General features: G+C 68.1%; 10 protein-coding genes and 2 tRNA genes. 8 read left to right on the forward strand and 4 right to left on the reverse strand.

The features are described from left to right. Nucleotides 1–37: 37 nt before the first annotated feature. On the reverse strand, nt 38–2590 hold the full coding sequence (gene pepN / locus AC5RUW_RS04745; protein ID WP_494159648.1) for an aminopeptidase N: 2553 nt from the start codon (nt 2588–2590) through the stop codon (nt 38–40). Between the two features lie 180 nt (nt 2591–2770). Next, entirely contained in the window at nt 2771–4993 is a 2223-nt protein-coding gene (locus AC5RUW_RS04750) for a M43 family zinc metalloprotease (RefSeq protein WP_494159649.1), read from the reverse strand. A 229-nt stretch (nt 4994–5222) separates the two neighbouring features. Between AC5RUW_RS04750 and AC5RUW_RS04755 the strand changes: the two genes are divergently transcribed. Together AC5RUW_RS04755 and AC5RUW_RS04760 are read left to right on the forward strand one after the other, a co-directional pair. Next, nucleotides 5223–5696 (forward strand): ribose-5-phosphate isomerase, encoded by a 474-nt coding sequence (locus tag AC5RUW_RS04755; RefSeq protein WP_494159650.1) that lies wholly within the window; start codon nt 5223–5225, stop codon nt 5694–5696. Beyond that, entirely contained in the window at nt 5696–6601 is a 906-nt protein-coding gene (locus AC5RUW_RS04760; RefSeq protein ID WP_494159651.1) for an Fpg/Nei family DNA glycosylase, read from the forward strand. Before AC5RUW_RS04755 ends, AC5RUW_RS04760 begins: the two co-directional genes overlap by 1 nt. A gap of 133 nt (nt 6602–6734) precedes the next feature. Here the strand turns inward: AC5RUW_RS04760 and AC5RUW_RS04765 are convergent. After that, nucleotides 6735–6805 (reverse strand) — tRNA-Gly (locus AC5RUW_RS04765). Between the two features lie 145 nt (nt 6806–6950). Here AC5RUW_RS04765 and AC5RUW_RS04770 point away from each other — a divergent pair. The 6 genes from AC5RUW_RS04770 (at nt 6951) to AC5RUW_RS04795 (ending at nt 12152) form a co-directional block, all read left to right on the forward strand. Beyond that, nucleotides 6951–7024: transfer RNA gene (locus AC5RUW_RS04770), tRNA-Pro, on the forward strand. Nucleotides 7025–7074: 50 nt separating this feature from the next. Further along, the gene (gene tig / locus AC5RUW_RS04775; protein WP_494159652.1) at nt 7075–8442 is read left to right on the forward strand and encodes a trigger factor; all 1368 of its coding nucleotides are present in this window, start codon (nt 7075–7077) and stop codon (nt 8440–8442) included. 271 nt (nt 8443–8713) lie between these two features. After that, nucleotides 8714–9334 (forward strand): ATP-dependent Clp protease proteolytic subunit, encoded by a 621-nt coding sequence (locus tag AC5RUW_RS04780; protein WP_494160191.1) that lies wholly within the window; start codon nt 8714–8716, stop codon nt 9332–9334. 38 nt (nt 9335–9372) lie between these two features. Further along, a complete protein-coding gene (locus AC5RUW_RS04785; RefSeq protein ID WP_494159653.1) occupies nt 9373–10047 on the forward strand; it encodes an ATP-dependent Clp protease proteolytic subunit in 675 nt (224 codons plus the stop codon). A gap of 162 nt (nt 10048–10209) precedes the next feature. After that, nucleotides 10210–11505, forward strand: coding sequence for an ATP-dependent Clp protease ATP-binding subunit ClpX (gene clpX / locus AC5RUW_RS04790; RefSeq protein ID WP_494159654.1), 1296 nt, complete (start codon nt 10210–10212; stop codon nt 11503–11505). Nucleotides 11506–11537: 32 nt separating this feature from the next. Next, a complete protein-coding gene (locus AC5RUW_RS04795) occupies nt 11538–12152 on the forward strand; it encodes a mycothiol-dependent nitroreductase Rv2466c family protein (RefSeq protein WP_494007236.1) in 615 nt (204 codons plus the stop codon). A gap of 84 nt (nt 12153–12236) precedes the next feature. Here the strand turns inward: AC5RUW_RS04795 and valS are convergent, their stop codons facing one another. After that, nucleotides 12237–14864: a valine--tRNA ligase gene (gene valS / locus AC5RUW_RS04800; protein WP_494159655.1), complete on the reverse strand. Its 2628-nt coding sequence runs from the start codon at nt 14862–14864 to the stop codon at nt 12237–12239. Nucleotides 14865–14968: the final 104 nt, after the last annotated feature.

The raw sequence follows: 14968 nt of genomic DNA on the forward strand, positions 1-14968 counted from the left end.
CCGCGGCAGCGGGCCGCGGCGCCGGTGTATGCCGGGCCTACTTGTCGGCGGCCTGGGCCTTCAGCGCCCGGACCAGGCCGTCGCGGCTTTCCAGGATCAGCCGGCGCAGGGCCGGAGCCTCGTCGCCGAGCGATTCGAGGAATGCGTCGGTCCGGTCGATCGTCTCCTGCCGGGTGAGGCGGGATGGGTAGAGCCCGACGACGATCTGCTGGGCGATCTCGTGGGTGCGGGTGTTCCAGACCTCGCGCACGGCCTCGAAGTACCGGTCGACGTACGGCTCCAGCACGGAGGCGTCGTGGACCCGGCTGAAGCCGACGATCGCCGAGCGCTGGGCCGCGTTCGGCAGCTCGGACCGTTCGACAATGGACTCCCAGGCCGCGGCCTTGGCCTCGGCGCCAGGGAGGGCGGCCGTGGCCTGGGCGGCGGCCAGCTGGCCTGTTGCGGTCGGGTCGCGCTGCAGTTCGGCGTTGATTTCGTCCTGGCCGGCGCGGCCGCCCACCACCAGGCCGGTCAGCAGCTCCCAGCGCAGGTCGGCGTCGATCTCCAGGCCCTCAAGGGAGGCCTCCCCGGAGAACAGCGCGGCGAGGGCGTCGAGCTGGGCGTCGGAGACGGCGTGCGCGGCGAAGGCCTTGACGAACTGCAGCTGGGAATCGGAGCCGGGCGCGGCGGCACGGCTGAGGTCCCACAGGCTGTCGGCCGCGGCGGCCGTCATCGCGTCACGGTCCGCCGGGTCCACGTAGAACGCCAGCGTGGTCGCCAGCTGGCGCAGCAGGACCTGCACCACTGTGGAGTCGGTTTCGTCGGCGATGTTCTGCAGGACGAGCTCGACGTAGTTGCGGGCGGGAATCTCACCGTCGCGGGTTCCGTCCCAGGCCGCGGCCCAGACCAGGGTGCGGGGCAGCGAATCGGAGATGTCCCGCAGCCGGCGCACGGCGGTGCGCTGGGACTTCGGGTCCAGGCGGATCTTGGCGTAGGCCAGGTCGTCGTCGTTGAGCAGCAGCAGGTCCGGCTGCGCCAGGCCGGCGGCCTCGGCCACCTCGGTGAGTTCGCCGTCGACGTCGAGCTCGATGCGGTGCGTGCGGTGCAGCCGCCCGTCTTCACCCTCGTTGTAGAAGCCGACCGCCAGGCGGTGCGGGCGCAGCGTCGGGTACTCCTCCACGGCGGTCTGGCGGATGGCCAGCCGGGTGAGCACGCCCTCGTCATCGGCTTCGATCAGCGGGTGCAGGGTGTTGACGCCGGCGGTCTCCAGCCACTTTGCGGACCAGTCGGCCAGGTTCCTGCCGCTGGCCGCCTCCAGCTCGCTGAGCAGGTCGGTGAGGACCGTGTTGCCCCAGGCGTGCTTGCCGAAGTACTCGCGCACCCCGGCCATGAACCTGTCCTGGCCCACCCAGGCCACCAGCTGCTTGAGCACGGAGGCGCCCTTGGCGTACGTGATGCCGTCGAAGTTGACCTGCACGTCCTCAAGGTCGCGGATTTCGGCGACGATCGGGTGCGTGGTGGGCAGCTGGTCCTGGCGGTACGCCCAGCCCTTTTCGAGGGAGGCGAAGGTGGTCCACGCCTGCTTGAACTCGGTGGCCTCGGCAGCGGCGAGGGTGGACATGAACTCCGCGAAGGACTCGTTCAGCCACAGGTCGTTCCACCAGCGCATGGTCACCAGGTCGCCGAACCACATGTGCGCCAGCTCGTGCAGGATCGTGACGGCGCGCCGCTCGATGGTCGCCTCCGGCACGCGGGAGCGGAAGACGTAGCTCTCCAGGAAGGTGACGGCGCCGGCGTTCTCCATGGCGCCGGCGTTGAACTCCGGCACGAACAGCTGGTCGTACTTCTCGAACGGGTACGGGGTGCCGAACTGCTCCTCGTAGAAGGCGAACCCCTGCCGGGTCAGCTCAAAGACGTTTTCGGCGTCGAGGTACTGCATCAGCGAGCGGCGGGCGAAGACGCCCAGCGGGATGACGCGCCCGTCGGAGCTGGTCAGTTCGCTCCGCACCGACTGGTAGGGGCCGGCGATGAGGGCGGTGATGTAGGAGGAGATGCGCGGCGTCGGCTCGAAGGACCAGGTGGACTTCGGCGCCGCGGCGTCCACGGCCTCGGCCGCGACGGGCTCGGGCGTGGGGGAGTTGGAGATGACGTCCCAGTGTGAGGGCGCGGTGACGGTGAAACGGAAGCTGGCCTTCAGGTCGGGCTGCTCGAAGACGGCGAACATCCGCCGCGAGTCCGGAACCTCGAACTGGGAGTAGAGGTAGACCTCGTTGTCCACCGGGTCCACGAACCGGTGCAGCCCTTCGCCGGTGTTCATGTACAGGGCGTCGGCCTCGACCACGAGCTCGTTGGATTCGGCGAGGTTCGGCAGCTGGATGCGGACGCCGTCGGAAACCTCCGCCGGATCCAGGGCGACGCCGTTGAGGGTGACCCGGTGAACGGCGGCCGTGACGGCGTCGATGAATGTCGAGGCGCCGGCGCGTGCGGAGAACTTCACCACGGTGGTGCTGCCGAAGACCTCATCGCCGCGGGTCAGGTCGAGGTTGACGTCGTAGCTTTCGACGTCGATCAGTTCGGCGCGTTCACGGGCTTCTGCACGCGTGAGATTCATACCGGGCAAGGGTAGGCCTTTCGGTGGGAGACATCGGCCGCCGTCCCGGGTCGGGGCACGGAGGTCGACATGGACAACTGCAACATTCTCTCACCGCGGTCCCTTAAGCCAAGCAACCCGCGCGGTTTCGCGAAAACATCCGTTTCCGTGAAACCGCGCGGGTTGCCGCCCGGGGCTGCCCTAGCGGGCGACGCCTACCTCAGTGGCGGCGCCGCGGCGCCAGCTTCCGGTTATTGGCTGGTCCTCCGGGTTGCCGAACGGGAAAGAGCGGCTGGTACGGGGAACGATGTTGCTGTTGGTCTGGTGCCAGGTCAGGCCGCGCTTCACACCGACGGTCGAGAATCCGTCATTGTTCCAGTCGCCGGCGACCGGGACGTCTCCTGCGTTTCCAAAGCCGAAGGTCCCATGCGTTTCGGGCCGGATGTTGCTGTTGGTGAGGTAGAATCGTTTGTCGGCTCCGACGTCGCGCCCCACGCCCAGGGTGTCATAGCCATCGCCGTCCCAGTCACCGACGATTGCGGTGTCGCCACGCCCTCCGAAGATGAACGAACCGTCCACTGCGCCGCTGGTGTTGCTGTTGCGCAGGAAGACCCTGCCGTTGCGGTAGACGCCCATGCTGTCCACGCCGTCACCATCCCAATCACCGCAGATGGGCTGGTCTCCCGCATCGCCGAAGTAGGCGCGGGCGGCGGTGACGTTGCCCGTCAGCGAGTTGCGGAAGTGCCACTCGCCGTTGCGGAAGGCCGCAGCGGTGTCCACACCATCACCGTTCCAGTCGCACGTGAGGAACTGGTCCGTGGTGTTGCCGTACTTGGTGCTCTGTACGGGGGAGGACCGGTAGAACAGCGACGCCGTCACGTTCTTCGGGGTGATCGTCACCGACGCTCCGGATGCCGTATTCGAATTAATCTTTACGGTGGTGCCGGTGTGGGTGGTGAACACCTGGCCTCTCTGCCAAGCCTGGCTGTTGCCGTAGAGGCCGGCATAGGGGCGGGTGGAGGGCTGGATGCCCAGAGAGAACATCGACCAGGAGTTCGCCACGTCCGCCTTGGTGATCTTCACCCCCCGGTTGCCCGCTGCTCCAGAGGCCAGGTAGGCGTCATAGCCGGCTGGCTGGCGCAGCTCCAGGTAATACTCCTCGCCGCTGATGGGGTCGGTGAACTTCGCCGCGCGATTCGCGGCCGTGCCTCCCCACGGAGCCAGCTGCACCGTTCGCGCCTCGGTGACGGTGCCCACGTTGCGGACCTCGTCGCCGCGGCCGAACCGTCCGGCCTCCCAGAAGTAGGAGTTGATGGTGGGCAGGTTGTACTGCGCGTACCCCATCAGGTCCAGCGTGTCGGCGTATTCCCGGCTGCTGCAGGCGCCGTCGCTCCACCGCGCGCCATTGAAGCCGACGTCGGAGCGGCCGTTGGTGCACTGCAGGCTGTTCGCGTGCAGGAGTCCCAGGATGTGCCCGAACTCGTGGGTGACCACGTTGTTGCTGAACTCCGACGGCGTGGGCATCAGGATGCGGCCGCCGGTACCGTCGCTGGTCCACCCCGCTCCCAGGTATCCGCTGTAGCCGCCGAACCGCAGGTCACCGGCCGGCGTGTAAACGACCATGGCCTGATAGGGGGAATCGGTCCAGCCCACCTGACGGCTGATGGAGTTCATGATGTCGGGATAGTCGTCCGTAGCCCGTGCGCTGGCATCCACATAGCGGACCCGGACGGTGCTCAGCCCGAGCCGGCCCTGGGACATGCTTTTCCAATACGCGTCGGCGGTTTCGAGTGACTGATGCGCTGCCCTTTCGGCCCGCTGCCTTGCGGCGGTGCTGCCCCAGCCGGTGCCCTTGAGCGAGGCCATCACGAGAGTGACCCGGATGGTGCCGGAGCGGACGGCGGATGCGCTGAAGCTGCCAACTGTCCCGGAGCCCAGCCCCTGGGCAGCGGCTCCGGGGCCGATGCCGGGCTCCTCCTCGTGCCCGCCGTCGGGGGTGTGGACCGATCCATCGGGTTCGGTGATCAGCGGGGCGTTGGGCCCGGGCACGATATGGCCGGCGCCCACCGGGTCGAAGTCGAGGCCCCCGGTGCCTTCCCCGGCATCGGTGTCATCGTCCTCCGCCGGCTGTTCCTCCGGCGCCTCCTCCGCTGGCGATGGCTGCGCTGGTGACGGCCGCGTGGCGGTGGGGCCGGGCGCCTCGGGGTCTGGAACCGGCGTGCCCTCGGGAGCGGGGATGTAGGCGGGGCCGGGGGCGGGCGCCGACTGCTCCGCGCCCGGAGCGGGTGCGGCAGTGGCGGAGGGCTCCGCCACTGCATTGTCCGGCGCCGTCACGGCGGCCTGGGCAAAGCCCGGGGCGGTCCCGGCGCCAAGCACCAGGGCGCCCGCGAGCAAAACGGTGAGAGCGAGTTTTCCGTGGTTCATGCCGATGTTCCTTGCAGGTGGACCAGTGCCCGCGAGAGCCGGGCGGCCACGCGGTGTGCCTCAGCACTATCGGCAGCAACATTAGAAACGTCAGCGTCCGTCTCCAAAACGTTGCGGCCGGCCCGGACGGGCGCCCGGCAGCCGCCCTGCCCGGTACCCGGTTGGAGCCGGCCCGGGGCGGAAAGCTAATCTGGACTCAACCCCGCCCCACCACCTGAACGGAATCCCCATGCGCGTCCACATTGCAACCGACCACGCCGGCCTCGAGCTCAGCGCCCACCTGGTCGGGCACCTCACCGGGCTCGGCTATGAGGTGGTGGACCACGGCCCTCAGGAATACGACGCCGAGGACGACTACCCGGCCTTCTGCATCGACGCCGCGGAGGCCGTCGCCGCCGACCAGGGCGCCGGCGTGGACGCCCTGGGCATCGTGCTGGGCGGCTCCGGCAACGGCGAACAGATCGCGGCAAACAAGGTGCGCGGCATCCGCGCCGCCCTGGCCTGGAACCTGGACACGGCCCGGCTGGCCCGGCAGCACAACGATGCCAACGTGGTGGCCGTGGGAGGCCGCCAGCACAGCGTGGACGAAGCCACGCAGATCATTGAGGCCTTCCTCGCCGAGCCGTTCAGCGGCGCCGAGCGCCACGTCCGCCGCATCGGGCAGATCGCCGCGTACGAGGCGTCCGGACGCATCGGGCGCTGATGCCCGAGGGACATTCCATCCACCGCCTGGCCCGCCAGTTCAACAGCGTCTTCGCCGGCGCGGACCTGGCGGTCAGCAGCCCGCAGGGCCGCTTCGCCGCCGGCGCGGCGCGTTTGGACGGGCACCGGCTGCTGCGCGCCGAGGCGCACGGCAAGCAGCTCTTCCTGCACTTTGACAACGATCTGGTCCTGCGGATCCATCTGGGCCTATACGGCGCCTTCGACTTCGGCGGAGACGAGACCTTCCGGGGCGCCTCAAGCATCGGCGCGCCCCGGCGGGTGGGGGAGCGGGAGACCCCCGACGACGACGCCGGGTCCGGCCGCTATCAGGGCCCGCCGGAGCCGAAGGGCGCAGTCCGGGTGCGGCTGGTGTCCGCCCACGGGTGGGCCGATCTGCGCGGTCCCACCGCGTGCGAGGTGGTCACGGAGGCCGAACGCAACACCGTCCTGCGGCGGCTGGGGCCGGATCCGCTGCGCCCGGACTCCTCCGGGGAGGAGTTCGTCCGGCGCCTGCTCTCCAAAGGCTCGCCGGTGGCGCTGCTGCTGATGAACCAGGAGGTGCTGGCCGGCGTCGGCAATGTCTACCGCGCCGAGCTGCTGTTCCGTGCGCGGCTGTGGCCCTGGCGCACGGGCCGGCAGCTGGACAGGGACGAGGCCCTCGCGCTGTGGGAGGACGCCGCGGCGCTGCTGGCCGACGGCGTGGCCCGCGGCCGGATCGTCACCACCGCGCCCGCTGACCGCGCCGTTCCCGGCGAACCCGTCGCGGAGGAGGACGCGCATTACGTCTATAAGCGGACCGGCCTGCCATGCCGGATCTGCGGCACGGCCGTGGCGGGCACCGAGATCGGCGCCCGGAAACTGTACTGGTGTCCGGTGTGCCAGGCCGGGGAGGGCACGGACGGCTGAACGCCCGCCGGGGGAGGACACGCGCCGGCGGAAGCGGTTAAACAATGCAGGGACCTCCCGTGGGGAGGTCCCTGCATTTATGCTGTTACAGATCCCTGCGGATCCGGGTTCCTTTGGCTGGAATCCCTGTGAGAGGGGATGACGGGAATCGAACCCGCGTAATCAGTTTGGAAGACTGAGGCTCTACCATTGAGCTACATCCCCGGCGCCGAAGGCAGAAATTACCATAGCACGGCCCGGGGCGGCAGGCGAAACGGCCCGCCGGCCGCACGGCGGCGGACCACTATGTTGGCCCAGGCGGCAATTGTGCATACATCAGGCAATGCCGGTAGGCTGTCAGGTGCACTGACGGGGTGTAGCTCAGCTTGGAAGAGCGCCTGCTTTGGGAGCAGGAAGTCGCAGGTTCAAATCCTGTCACCCCGACTCTGTATACGTGCAGACCCCAATCCGAGAACCTCCAGGAGAACTACGCGGTGAAAAGCGCTGTCGAAAACCTCACCCCCACGCGGGTCAAGCTCAACGTTGAAGTTTCGCTTGATGAGCTGAAGCCCAGCATTGATGAGGCCTACAAGACCATCGCCGGCCAGGTGCAGGTTCCCGGGTTCCGCAAGGGCAAGGTTCCCAACCGCATCATCGACCAGCGGGTCGGCCGCGGGTACGTGCTGGAAACGGCCATCAACGAGGGCCTGAACGGCTTCTACCAGGACGCCGTCCGCGAGACCGGCATCCGCCCGCTGACCCGGCCCGAGGTGGAGATCACCGAGGTCCCGGACCCGGCCTCCAACGAGGGCCAGTTGGTCTTCACCGTCGAGCTCGACGTCCGCCCCGAAATTGAGCTGCCTTCCTACGAAGGCCTCGAGGTCACCGTCGACCCGATCGAAGCCGGCGACGCCGACATCGAGAAGGCCCTTGACGAGCTGCGCGGCCGCTTCGGCACCCTGAAGGCCGTGGACCGCCCCGCCAAGGAGCAGGACTTCCTCACCATGGACCTGGTCGCCAAGGTCGACGGCGAGGAGATCGACTCCGCTGCGGACCTGTCCTACCAGGTGGGCGCCGGCACCATGCTCGAGGGCATGGACGAAGCCGTGACGGGCCTGAGCGCCGATGAGTCGGCCACCTTCGCCACCAAGCTCGCCGGCGGCGAGCACGCTGGTGAGGACGCCGAGGTCACCGTCACCGTCAAGGCCGTCAAGGAGCGCGAGCTGCCCGAGGCGAACGACGACTTCGCCCAGCTGGCCAGCGAGTTCGACACGATCGCCGAGCTGCGCGAGGACCTGGCCCGCCAGGCCGCCGAGGGTAAGCGCATGGAGCAGGGCGTCCAGGCCCGCGACAAGGTGCTCGAGAAGCTCATGGAGCTCGTTGAGGTGCCGGTTCCCGAATCGGTCATCGAGGAGCAGCTGGAGCAGCACTTCAACTCCGAGTCCGGCCACGCCGCCGGCGAGGACCACGACACCGAGGAGCACCGCGCCGAGGTCCGCGAGAACACCGAGCAGGCGTTCCGCAACGAGATCGTGCTCGACGCGATTGCCGACAAGGAAGAGCTCGGCGTCGACCAGAACGAGCTGATCGAGTACATCGTCTCCACCGCCGGCCAGTACGGCATGGACCCGAACCAGTTCGCGCAGCTGATCGACCAGGCCGGCCAGGTGCCGATGATGGTCGGCGAGGTGCGCCGCCGCAAGGCTCTGTCCAAGGTCCTGGAGCTGGCGAAGGTCACCGACACCAACGGTGCCGAGGTCGACCTCAGCGAGTTCGTCCGCCCGCAGGGCGAAGAGGCTGCGGCTGCCGATGAGGCAGCCGAGGCTCCGGCCGCCGACGAGGCCGCCGAAGACAAGAAGTAGCACTCCGCGGCCCTGGGCCGCAGGGGCGGCACCGAAGGCATCAGCCGACGGTGCCGCCTTCGTTTAACCCCAACCGGGAACCGCCGGCGGCCACGCGCCGCGGCACCGTGCGCCATCAGCGAACAGCCGGTGTAACGGGAGTAAAAGGTCGGCGGGACAGGTTAGGGTCCAATGAGAGACAAACGGCGGAACGTTTCCGGCTACGGGTCGGCTCCAAACCGCCAGAGCGAGAGGTTACCTGAGTATGGCAACTGCACCCATCACTCCCACCATGGCCAGCGTTGATCCGGCCGGTCGGGACGACTACATCTACAACCGCCTCCTCAAGGACCGGATCATCTGGTTGGGCTCCGAGGTCCGCGACGAGAACGCCAATGCCATCTGCTCTCAGCTCCTGCTGCTCTCGGCGGAGGACCCCGAGAAGGACATCTACCTGTACATCAACTCGCCCGGCGGCTCGGTGACCGCGGGCATGGCGATCTACGACACCATGCAGTTCATCCCCAACGACGTGGTCACGGTGGCTACCGGCCTGGCTGCTTCCATGGGCCAGTTCCTGCTCTCGTCGGGCACCAAGGGCAAGCGCTACGCGACCCCGCACGCCCGTATCCTCATGCACCAGCCCTCCGGCGGGATCGGCGGCACGGCCTCCGACATCAAGATCCAGGCCGAGCTGATCCTGCACATGAAGCGGGTGATGGCGGAGCTCACCGCTGAGCAGACCGGCCAGACCGTAGAGACCATCCTGCGGGACAACGACCGCGACAAGTGGTTCACCGCCGAGGAAGGCCTGGAATACGGCTTCTTCGACAAGATCGCCGCGCACGCCGGCGGTGTCACCGGCGGCGGCGGCACGGACCGGGCCAGCAACGGCGAGCCCGCCGACAGCTGAGCCAAGCCCAGGGAACCTTAGACTTCAGGAGCAAGAACATGAACCACAATTTCGGAACCCCCGGCTTCGGCGCTGCACCGCAGATGCCCTCCAGCCGCTACGTGCTGCCCCAGTTCGAGGAGCGCACGCCCTACGGCTTCAAGCGGCAGGACCCGTACACCAAGCTGTTCGAGGACCGCATCATCTTCCTCGGCGTCCAGGTGGACGACGCATCGGCCGACGACATCATGGCCCAGCTGCTGGTCCTCGAGTCCACCGACCCGGACCGTGACATCACGCTGTACATCAACTCCCCGGGCGGTTCGTTTACGGCCATGACGGCCATTTACGACACCATGCAGTACATCCGCCCCGAGATCCAGACCGTCTGCCTCGGCCAGGCTGCCAGCGCCGCCGCCGTCCTGCTGGCCGCCGGTACCCCGGGCAAGCGCCTGGCCCTGCCGAACGCCCGCGTGCTGATCCACCAGCCCGCACTGGCCGGCGGACAGGGCGGGCAGGCCTCCGACCTGGAGATCCAGGCCGCCGAGGTCATGCGCATGCGCGCCTGGCTCGAGGACACGCTGGCGCTGCACTCCAACCGCAGCGCGGAGCAGGTCAACCAGGACATCGAGCGTGACAAGATCCTGACCGCCGAACAGGCACGCGAATATGGCCTGATCGACCAGGTGCTGGATTCGCGCAAGATCAAGACTCCGGCGATCAACAAGAGCTAAGCGGCCGAAGCCCGTGGCGCGCACCGCGCACCACGGGCTTTGCGGTTGCTGATTACCTCCTCCAAGTACCCTAGAGTGGAACAAGGTGGCTGGCTCGTTTCGTCTTCGGTGACGGCGCTCGTCGGAACCGCTTTTTGAAGGACCATCTGAGGGGACTGAACTATGGCTCGCATTGGTGAGAGCACTGACCTGCTCAAGTGCTCTTTCTGCGGAAAAAGCCAGAAACAGGTACGCAAGCTGATCGCCGGTCCCGGCGTATACATCTGCGATGAGTGTATTGATCTGTGCAACGAGATCATCGAGGAGGAGCTCTCCGAGGTCTCGGACCTGGGATCGTTCGAACTCCCCAAGCCCCGCGAGATCTTCGAGTCGCTGCAGGAGTACGTGATCGGCCAGGAGCCGGCCAAGCGGGCACTGGCCGTTGCGGTGTACAACCACTACAAGCGGATCCAGGCCGGCAACCACGCCGGCCGCGCCGCCGGGACCCTGGGCGACGGCGGCGGCGGTGAAGACGTGGAGATCGGCAAGTCGAACATCCTGCTGATCGGCCCCACCGGCTGCGGCAAGACCTACCTGGCCCAGACCCTGGCCCGCCGGCTGAATGTTCCGTTCGCCGTCGCCGACGCCACCGCGCTCACCGAGGCGGGCTACGTCGGCGAGGACGTCGAGAACATCCTGCTGAAGCTCATCCAGGCGGCCGACTATGACGTCAAGAAGGCCGAACAGGGCATCATCTACATCGATGAGATCGACAAGATCTCGCGCAAGAGCGAGAACCCGTCGATTACCCGGGACGTCTCCGGCGAGGGCGTCCAGCAGGCGCTGCTGAAGATCCTCGAAGGCACGGTTGCGTCGGTGCCGCCCCAGGGCGGCCGCAAGCACCCGCATCAGGAATTCATCCAGATCGACACGACCAACGTGCTCTTCATCGTGGCCGGAGCCTTTGCCGGCCTCGAGGAGATCATCGGCTCCCGGTCCGGCCGGAAGGGCATCGGCTTCGGCGCGCCCCTGAACGAGGCGTCGAAGAACGTCGACTCCTACGCCGACGTCATGCCCGAGGACCTGCTGAAGTTCGGGCTGATTCCCGAATTCATCGGCCGCCTGCCCGTCATCACCACCGTGTCCAACCTCGACCGGCCGGCCCTGATCAGGATCCTCACCGAGCCGAAGAATGCCCTGGTGAAGCAGTTCCAGAAGATGTTCCAGCTCGACGGCGTCGAACTTGCCTTCGAGCCGGCCGCGCTCGACGCCATCGCGGACCAGGCGCTCTCCCGCGGCACCGGCGCGCGGGGGCTGCGGGCCATCCTCGAGGAGGTCCTGCTTCCGGTGATGTTCGATCTGCCCAGCCGCGACGACGTCGCGACCGTGGTGATCACTGAGGAAGCGGTCACCGAGAAGGCCGAGCCGACGCTCATTTCCCACGACGTGGTCGCCAAGCGGCGGACCAAATCCGCCTAGCAGGCGTCCCGAACAGTTTCCGAAGGAGTTCCATGCCCGAGTCCGCCCCGGCTGCCGCCGATTTCTGGTTCGATCCGATGTGCCCGTTCGCCTGGGTGACCTCCCGCTGGATGGAGGAGGTGGAGAAGGTCCGCGACGTGCGCACCGAGTGGCACGTCATGAGCCTGGCGGTGCTCAACGAGGGCCGTGACCTGCCCGCGGACTACCGGGCCCGGATCGACCGGGCCTGGGGCCCGGTGCGCGTGATCATCGCCGCGCAGGAGCTGCACGGCCGTGAGTACGTCAAGAAGCTGTACGACGCCATGGGCACCCGGATCCACAACCAGGGCAACGACGATTTCACCGACGTCATCAGCGCCTCGCTGGCCGAGGTGGGACTGCCCGCGGAGCTGGCCGAGTACGCCGGCAGCGACAAGTTCGACGAGCAGCTGCGGGCCTCCCACACCGCGGGCATCAGCCAGGTGGGCGAGGACGTGGGTACCCCCGTCGTCGCGTTCAACGGCACCGCCTTCTTCGGCCCGGTGCTCACCCGCATTCCGCGCGGTGAGGAAGCAGGCCGGATGTTCGACGGCGCGCTGATGCTGGCGGCCAACCCCGCCTTCTTCGAGCTCAAGCGCAGCCGCACCGAAAGCCCGCGCTTCGACTGAGCTCCTTTGTCTTCCCGCCCGGCGGGACGACGGGAAAGGCCCCGCCCGGAGGAATCCGGGCGGGGCCTTTTGCGTCTGAGGTGGCTACTCCGCCGGGGCGAGCTCGACGTCGGTCACGGCCAGTTCACCGTCGGCGACGGCAAGGCCCAGGTCCCGCACGTTGCCCGCGGCCTGCAGATCGGCCTGTCCGGCGCGGACCCGGGCGATCTGCGCCTCGGAGCCGGTGACGGTGGCCTTGAGCACCTCGGTGCGCTGCTTGACCTTGGCTTCGGACTTGGCCTTCCGGATGCCGCCCAGGGCCAGCGCCACGGTGCCCAGCAGGGCCGGGTCGGCGTCGGCAACGGCACCGGAGAGGCCCTCGGTGGAGGGCCAGCTGGCGGTGTGCACCGAACCGGCGCGCCACCAGCTCCAGACCTCTTCGGTGGCGAAGGGCAGGAACGGGGCGAACAGGCGCAGCAGCGCGTCCAGCGTGGTCGCCAGGGTGGCGAGCACGGAGGCCTGCTCGGCGTCGCCCACGCCGCCGTAGGCGCGGTCCTTGATCAGCTCCACGTAGTCGTCGGTGAAGGACCAGAAGAACGACTCGGTGATCTGCAGGGCCTTGGCGTAGTCATACTTCTCGAACGCCGCGGTGGCCTGGTTGACCACGTCCACCAGCTGCACCAGCAGGGAGGCGTCCAGCGGGTTGACCACCACGGAGGCTTCGGTGCCGGAGCCGATGACGTTGCGCTGCGTAGCGCCCAGGTTCAGGACGAACTTGGAGGCGTTGAGCAGCTTGATGGCCAGCCGGCGGCCGATCTTCATCTGCGCGGTCTCATAGGCGGTGTCCGCGCCCAGCTTGGCCGAGGCCGCCCAGTAGCGCACTGCGTCGGAGCCGTACTCGTTGAGCACGTCGGTGGGAACCACCACGTTGCCCTTGGACTTGGACATCTTCTTGCGGTCCGGATCCAGGATCCAGCCGGAGATGGCAGCGTGCTTCCACGGGGCGCAGCTGTTCAGCGCGTCGGCGCGCACCACGGAGGAGAACAGCCAGGTCCGGATGATGTCGTGGCCCTGCGGGCGCAGGTCGAACGGGAAGACCTTGCTGAACAGCTCCTCGTCCCGGGCCCAGCCGCCCACGATCTGCGGGGTCAGCGAGGACGTGGCCCAGGTGTCGAGCACATCCGCGTCGCCGATGAACCCGCCGGGCTGGTTGCGCTGCGACTCCTCGAAACCCGGTGCCGGCTCGGCGGCGGGGTCGATCGGCAGCATGTCCGGCGTCGGCAGGATCGGCTCGTCGTAGACCGGGTTTCCGGCGGCGTCCAGCGGGTACCACACCGGCACCGGGACGCCGAAGAAGCGCTGGCGGGAGACCAGCCAGTCGCCGTTGAGGCCTTCGACCCAGTTCTCGTAGCGGGAGCGCATGTGGGCAGGATGGAAGTCGATCTCGCGGCCCCGCTCGATCAGCCGCTCGCGCCGGTCGGCGTCGCGGCCGCCGTTGCGGATGTACCACTGCCGGCTGGTGACCACTTCGAGGGGCTTGTCGCCCTTTTCGAAGAAGTTGACCGGGTGGGTGATCTTCTTCGGCTCGCCCTCCAGGTCGCCCGAGGCGCGCAGCATCTCGACCACGGCCTCCTTGGCGGAAAACACTGTCTTGCCGGCCAGGGCAGCGTAGTTCTCCTGCGCTTCCCCGCCGGTGATCCACTCCGGGGTGTCGGCGATGATCCGGCCGTCGCGGCCGACGACGGCGCGCGTGGGCAGGTTCAGTTCCCGCCACCAGGTGACGTCGGTCAGGTCGCCGAAGGTGCAGATCATGGCGATGCCGGAGCCCTTGTCGGGCTTGGCGAGGGGGTGGGCCTTCACCTCGACCTCGACGCCGAACAGCGGCGAGGTCACGGTGGTGCCGAACAGCGGCTGGTACCGCTCGTCGTCGGGGTGGGCCACCAGCGCCACGCAGGCGGGCAGCAGCTCGGGACGGGTGGTCTCGATGAAGACCTTCTCGCCGTCGGGGCGGTGGAAGCTGATCCGGTGGTAGGCGCCGGGAACTTCGCGGTCCTCGAGCTCGGCCTGGGCGACGGCGGTGCGGAAGGTGACGTCCCACAGCGTGGGGGCTTCGGCCATGTAGGCGTCGCCGGCGGCGAGGTTCTCCAGGAAGGCGCGCTGGCTGACGGCGCGGGAGGTGTCGTCGATGGTGCGGTAGGTGCGCTTCCAGTCCACCGAGAGGCCCAGCTGGGTGAACAGGTCCTCGAAGACCTTCTCATCCTCGACCGCCAGCTCCTCGCACAGCTCGATGAAGTTGCGGCGGGAGATGACGTCGAAGTCGCGCTGGTTCTTCGGTGCCGTGGCCGGCGGCCGGTAGCCCTCGATGTAGGGCTTCGTGGGATCGCAGCGGACGCCGTAGTAGTTCTGCACGCGGCGCTCGGTGGGCAGGCCGTTGTCGTCCCAGCCCATCGGGTAGAAGACGTTCTTGCCGCGCATCCGCTGGAAACGGGCCAGCACATCGGTCTGCGTGTAGGAGAACATGTGTCCCACGTGCAGCGAGCCGGAGGCGGTGGGCGGGGGAGTGTCAATGGAGTAGACCTCGTCCCGGACGGTGTCCTCGCGGAAGGCGTAGGTGCCTTCCTCGCGCCAGCGGCGGCTCAGGGACTGCTCCAGGCCCTCGAGGGCCGGCTTGTCGGGAACGTTCACGGTCACGGGTTCTTCGGGCGTGTCTGTGCCCGGGTTGTGTTCAGCCATGTTCTCCATTCTCCCATGTGGGCAGGCTGCCGCGGTATGTTGCGCCGGACGGCCTGCAGAGGCGTGGGTGCGGCCGGGAGGCAGCGCAGCGGGAAGGCAGCTGC

The sequence above is a fragment of the Arthrobacter sp. Y3222053 genome, from assembly GCF_059092805.1.

Coding starts and splice junctions, on each gene's coding strand:
- pepN (WP_494159648.1), bottom strand. CDS start 2,590: ATGAATCTCACGCGTGCAGAAGCCCGTGAACGCGCCGAACTGATCGAC.
- AC5RUW_RS04750 (WP_494159649.1), bottom strand. CDS start 4,993: ATGAACCACGGAAAACTCGCTCTCACCGTTTTGCTCGCGGGCGCCCTG.
- AC5RUW_RS04755 (WP_494159650.1), top strand. CDS start 5,223: ATGCGCGTCCACATTGCAACCGACCACGCCGGCCTCGAGCTCAGCGCC.
- AC5RUW_RS04760 (WP_494159651.1), top strand. CDS start 5,696: ATGCCCGAGGGACATTCCATCCACCGCCTGGCCCGCCAGTTCAACAGC.
- AC5RUW_RS04780 (WP_494160191.1), top strand. CDS start 8,714: ATGGCCAGCGTTGATCCGGCCGGTCGGGACGACTACATCTACAACCGC.
- AC5RUW_RS04785 (WP_494159653.1), top strand. CDS start 9,373: ATGAACCACAATTTCGGAACCCCCGGCTTCGGCGCTGCACCGCAGATG.
- clpX (WP_494159654.1), top strand. CDS start 10,210: ATGGCTCGCATTGGTGAGAGCACTGACCTGCTCAAGTGCTCTTTCTGC.
- AC5RUW_RS04795 (WP_494007236.1), top strand. CDS start 11,538: ATGCCCGAGTCCGCCCCGGCTGCCGCCGATTTCTGGTTCGATCCGATG.
- valS (WP_494159655.1), bottom strand. CDS start 14,864: ATGGCTGAACACAACCCGGGCACAGACACGCCCGAAGAACCCGTGACC.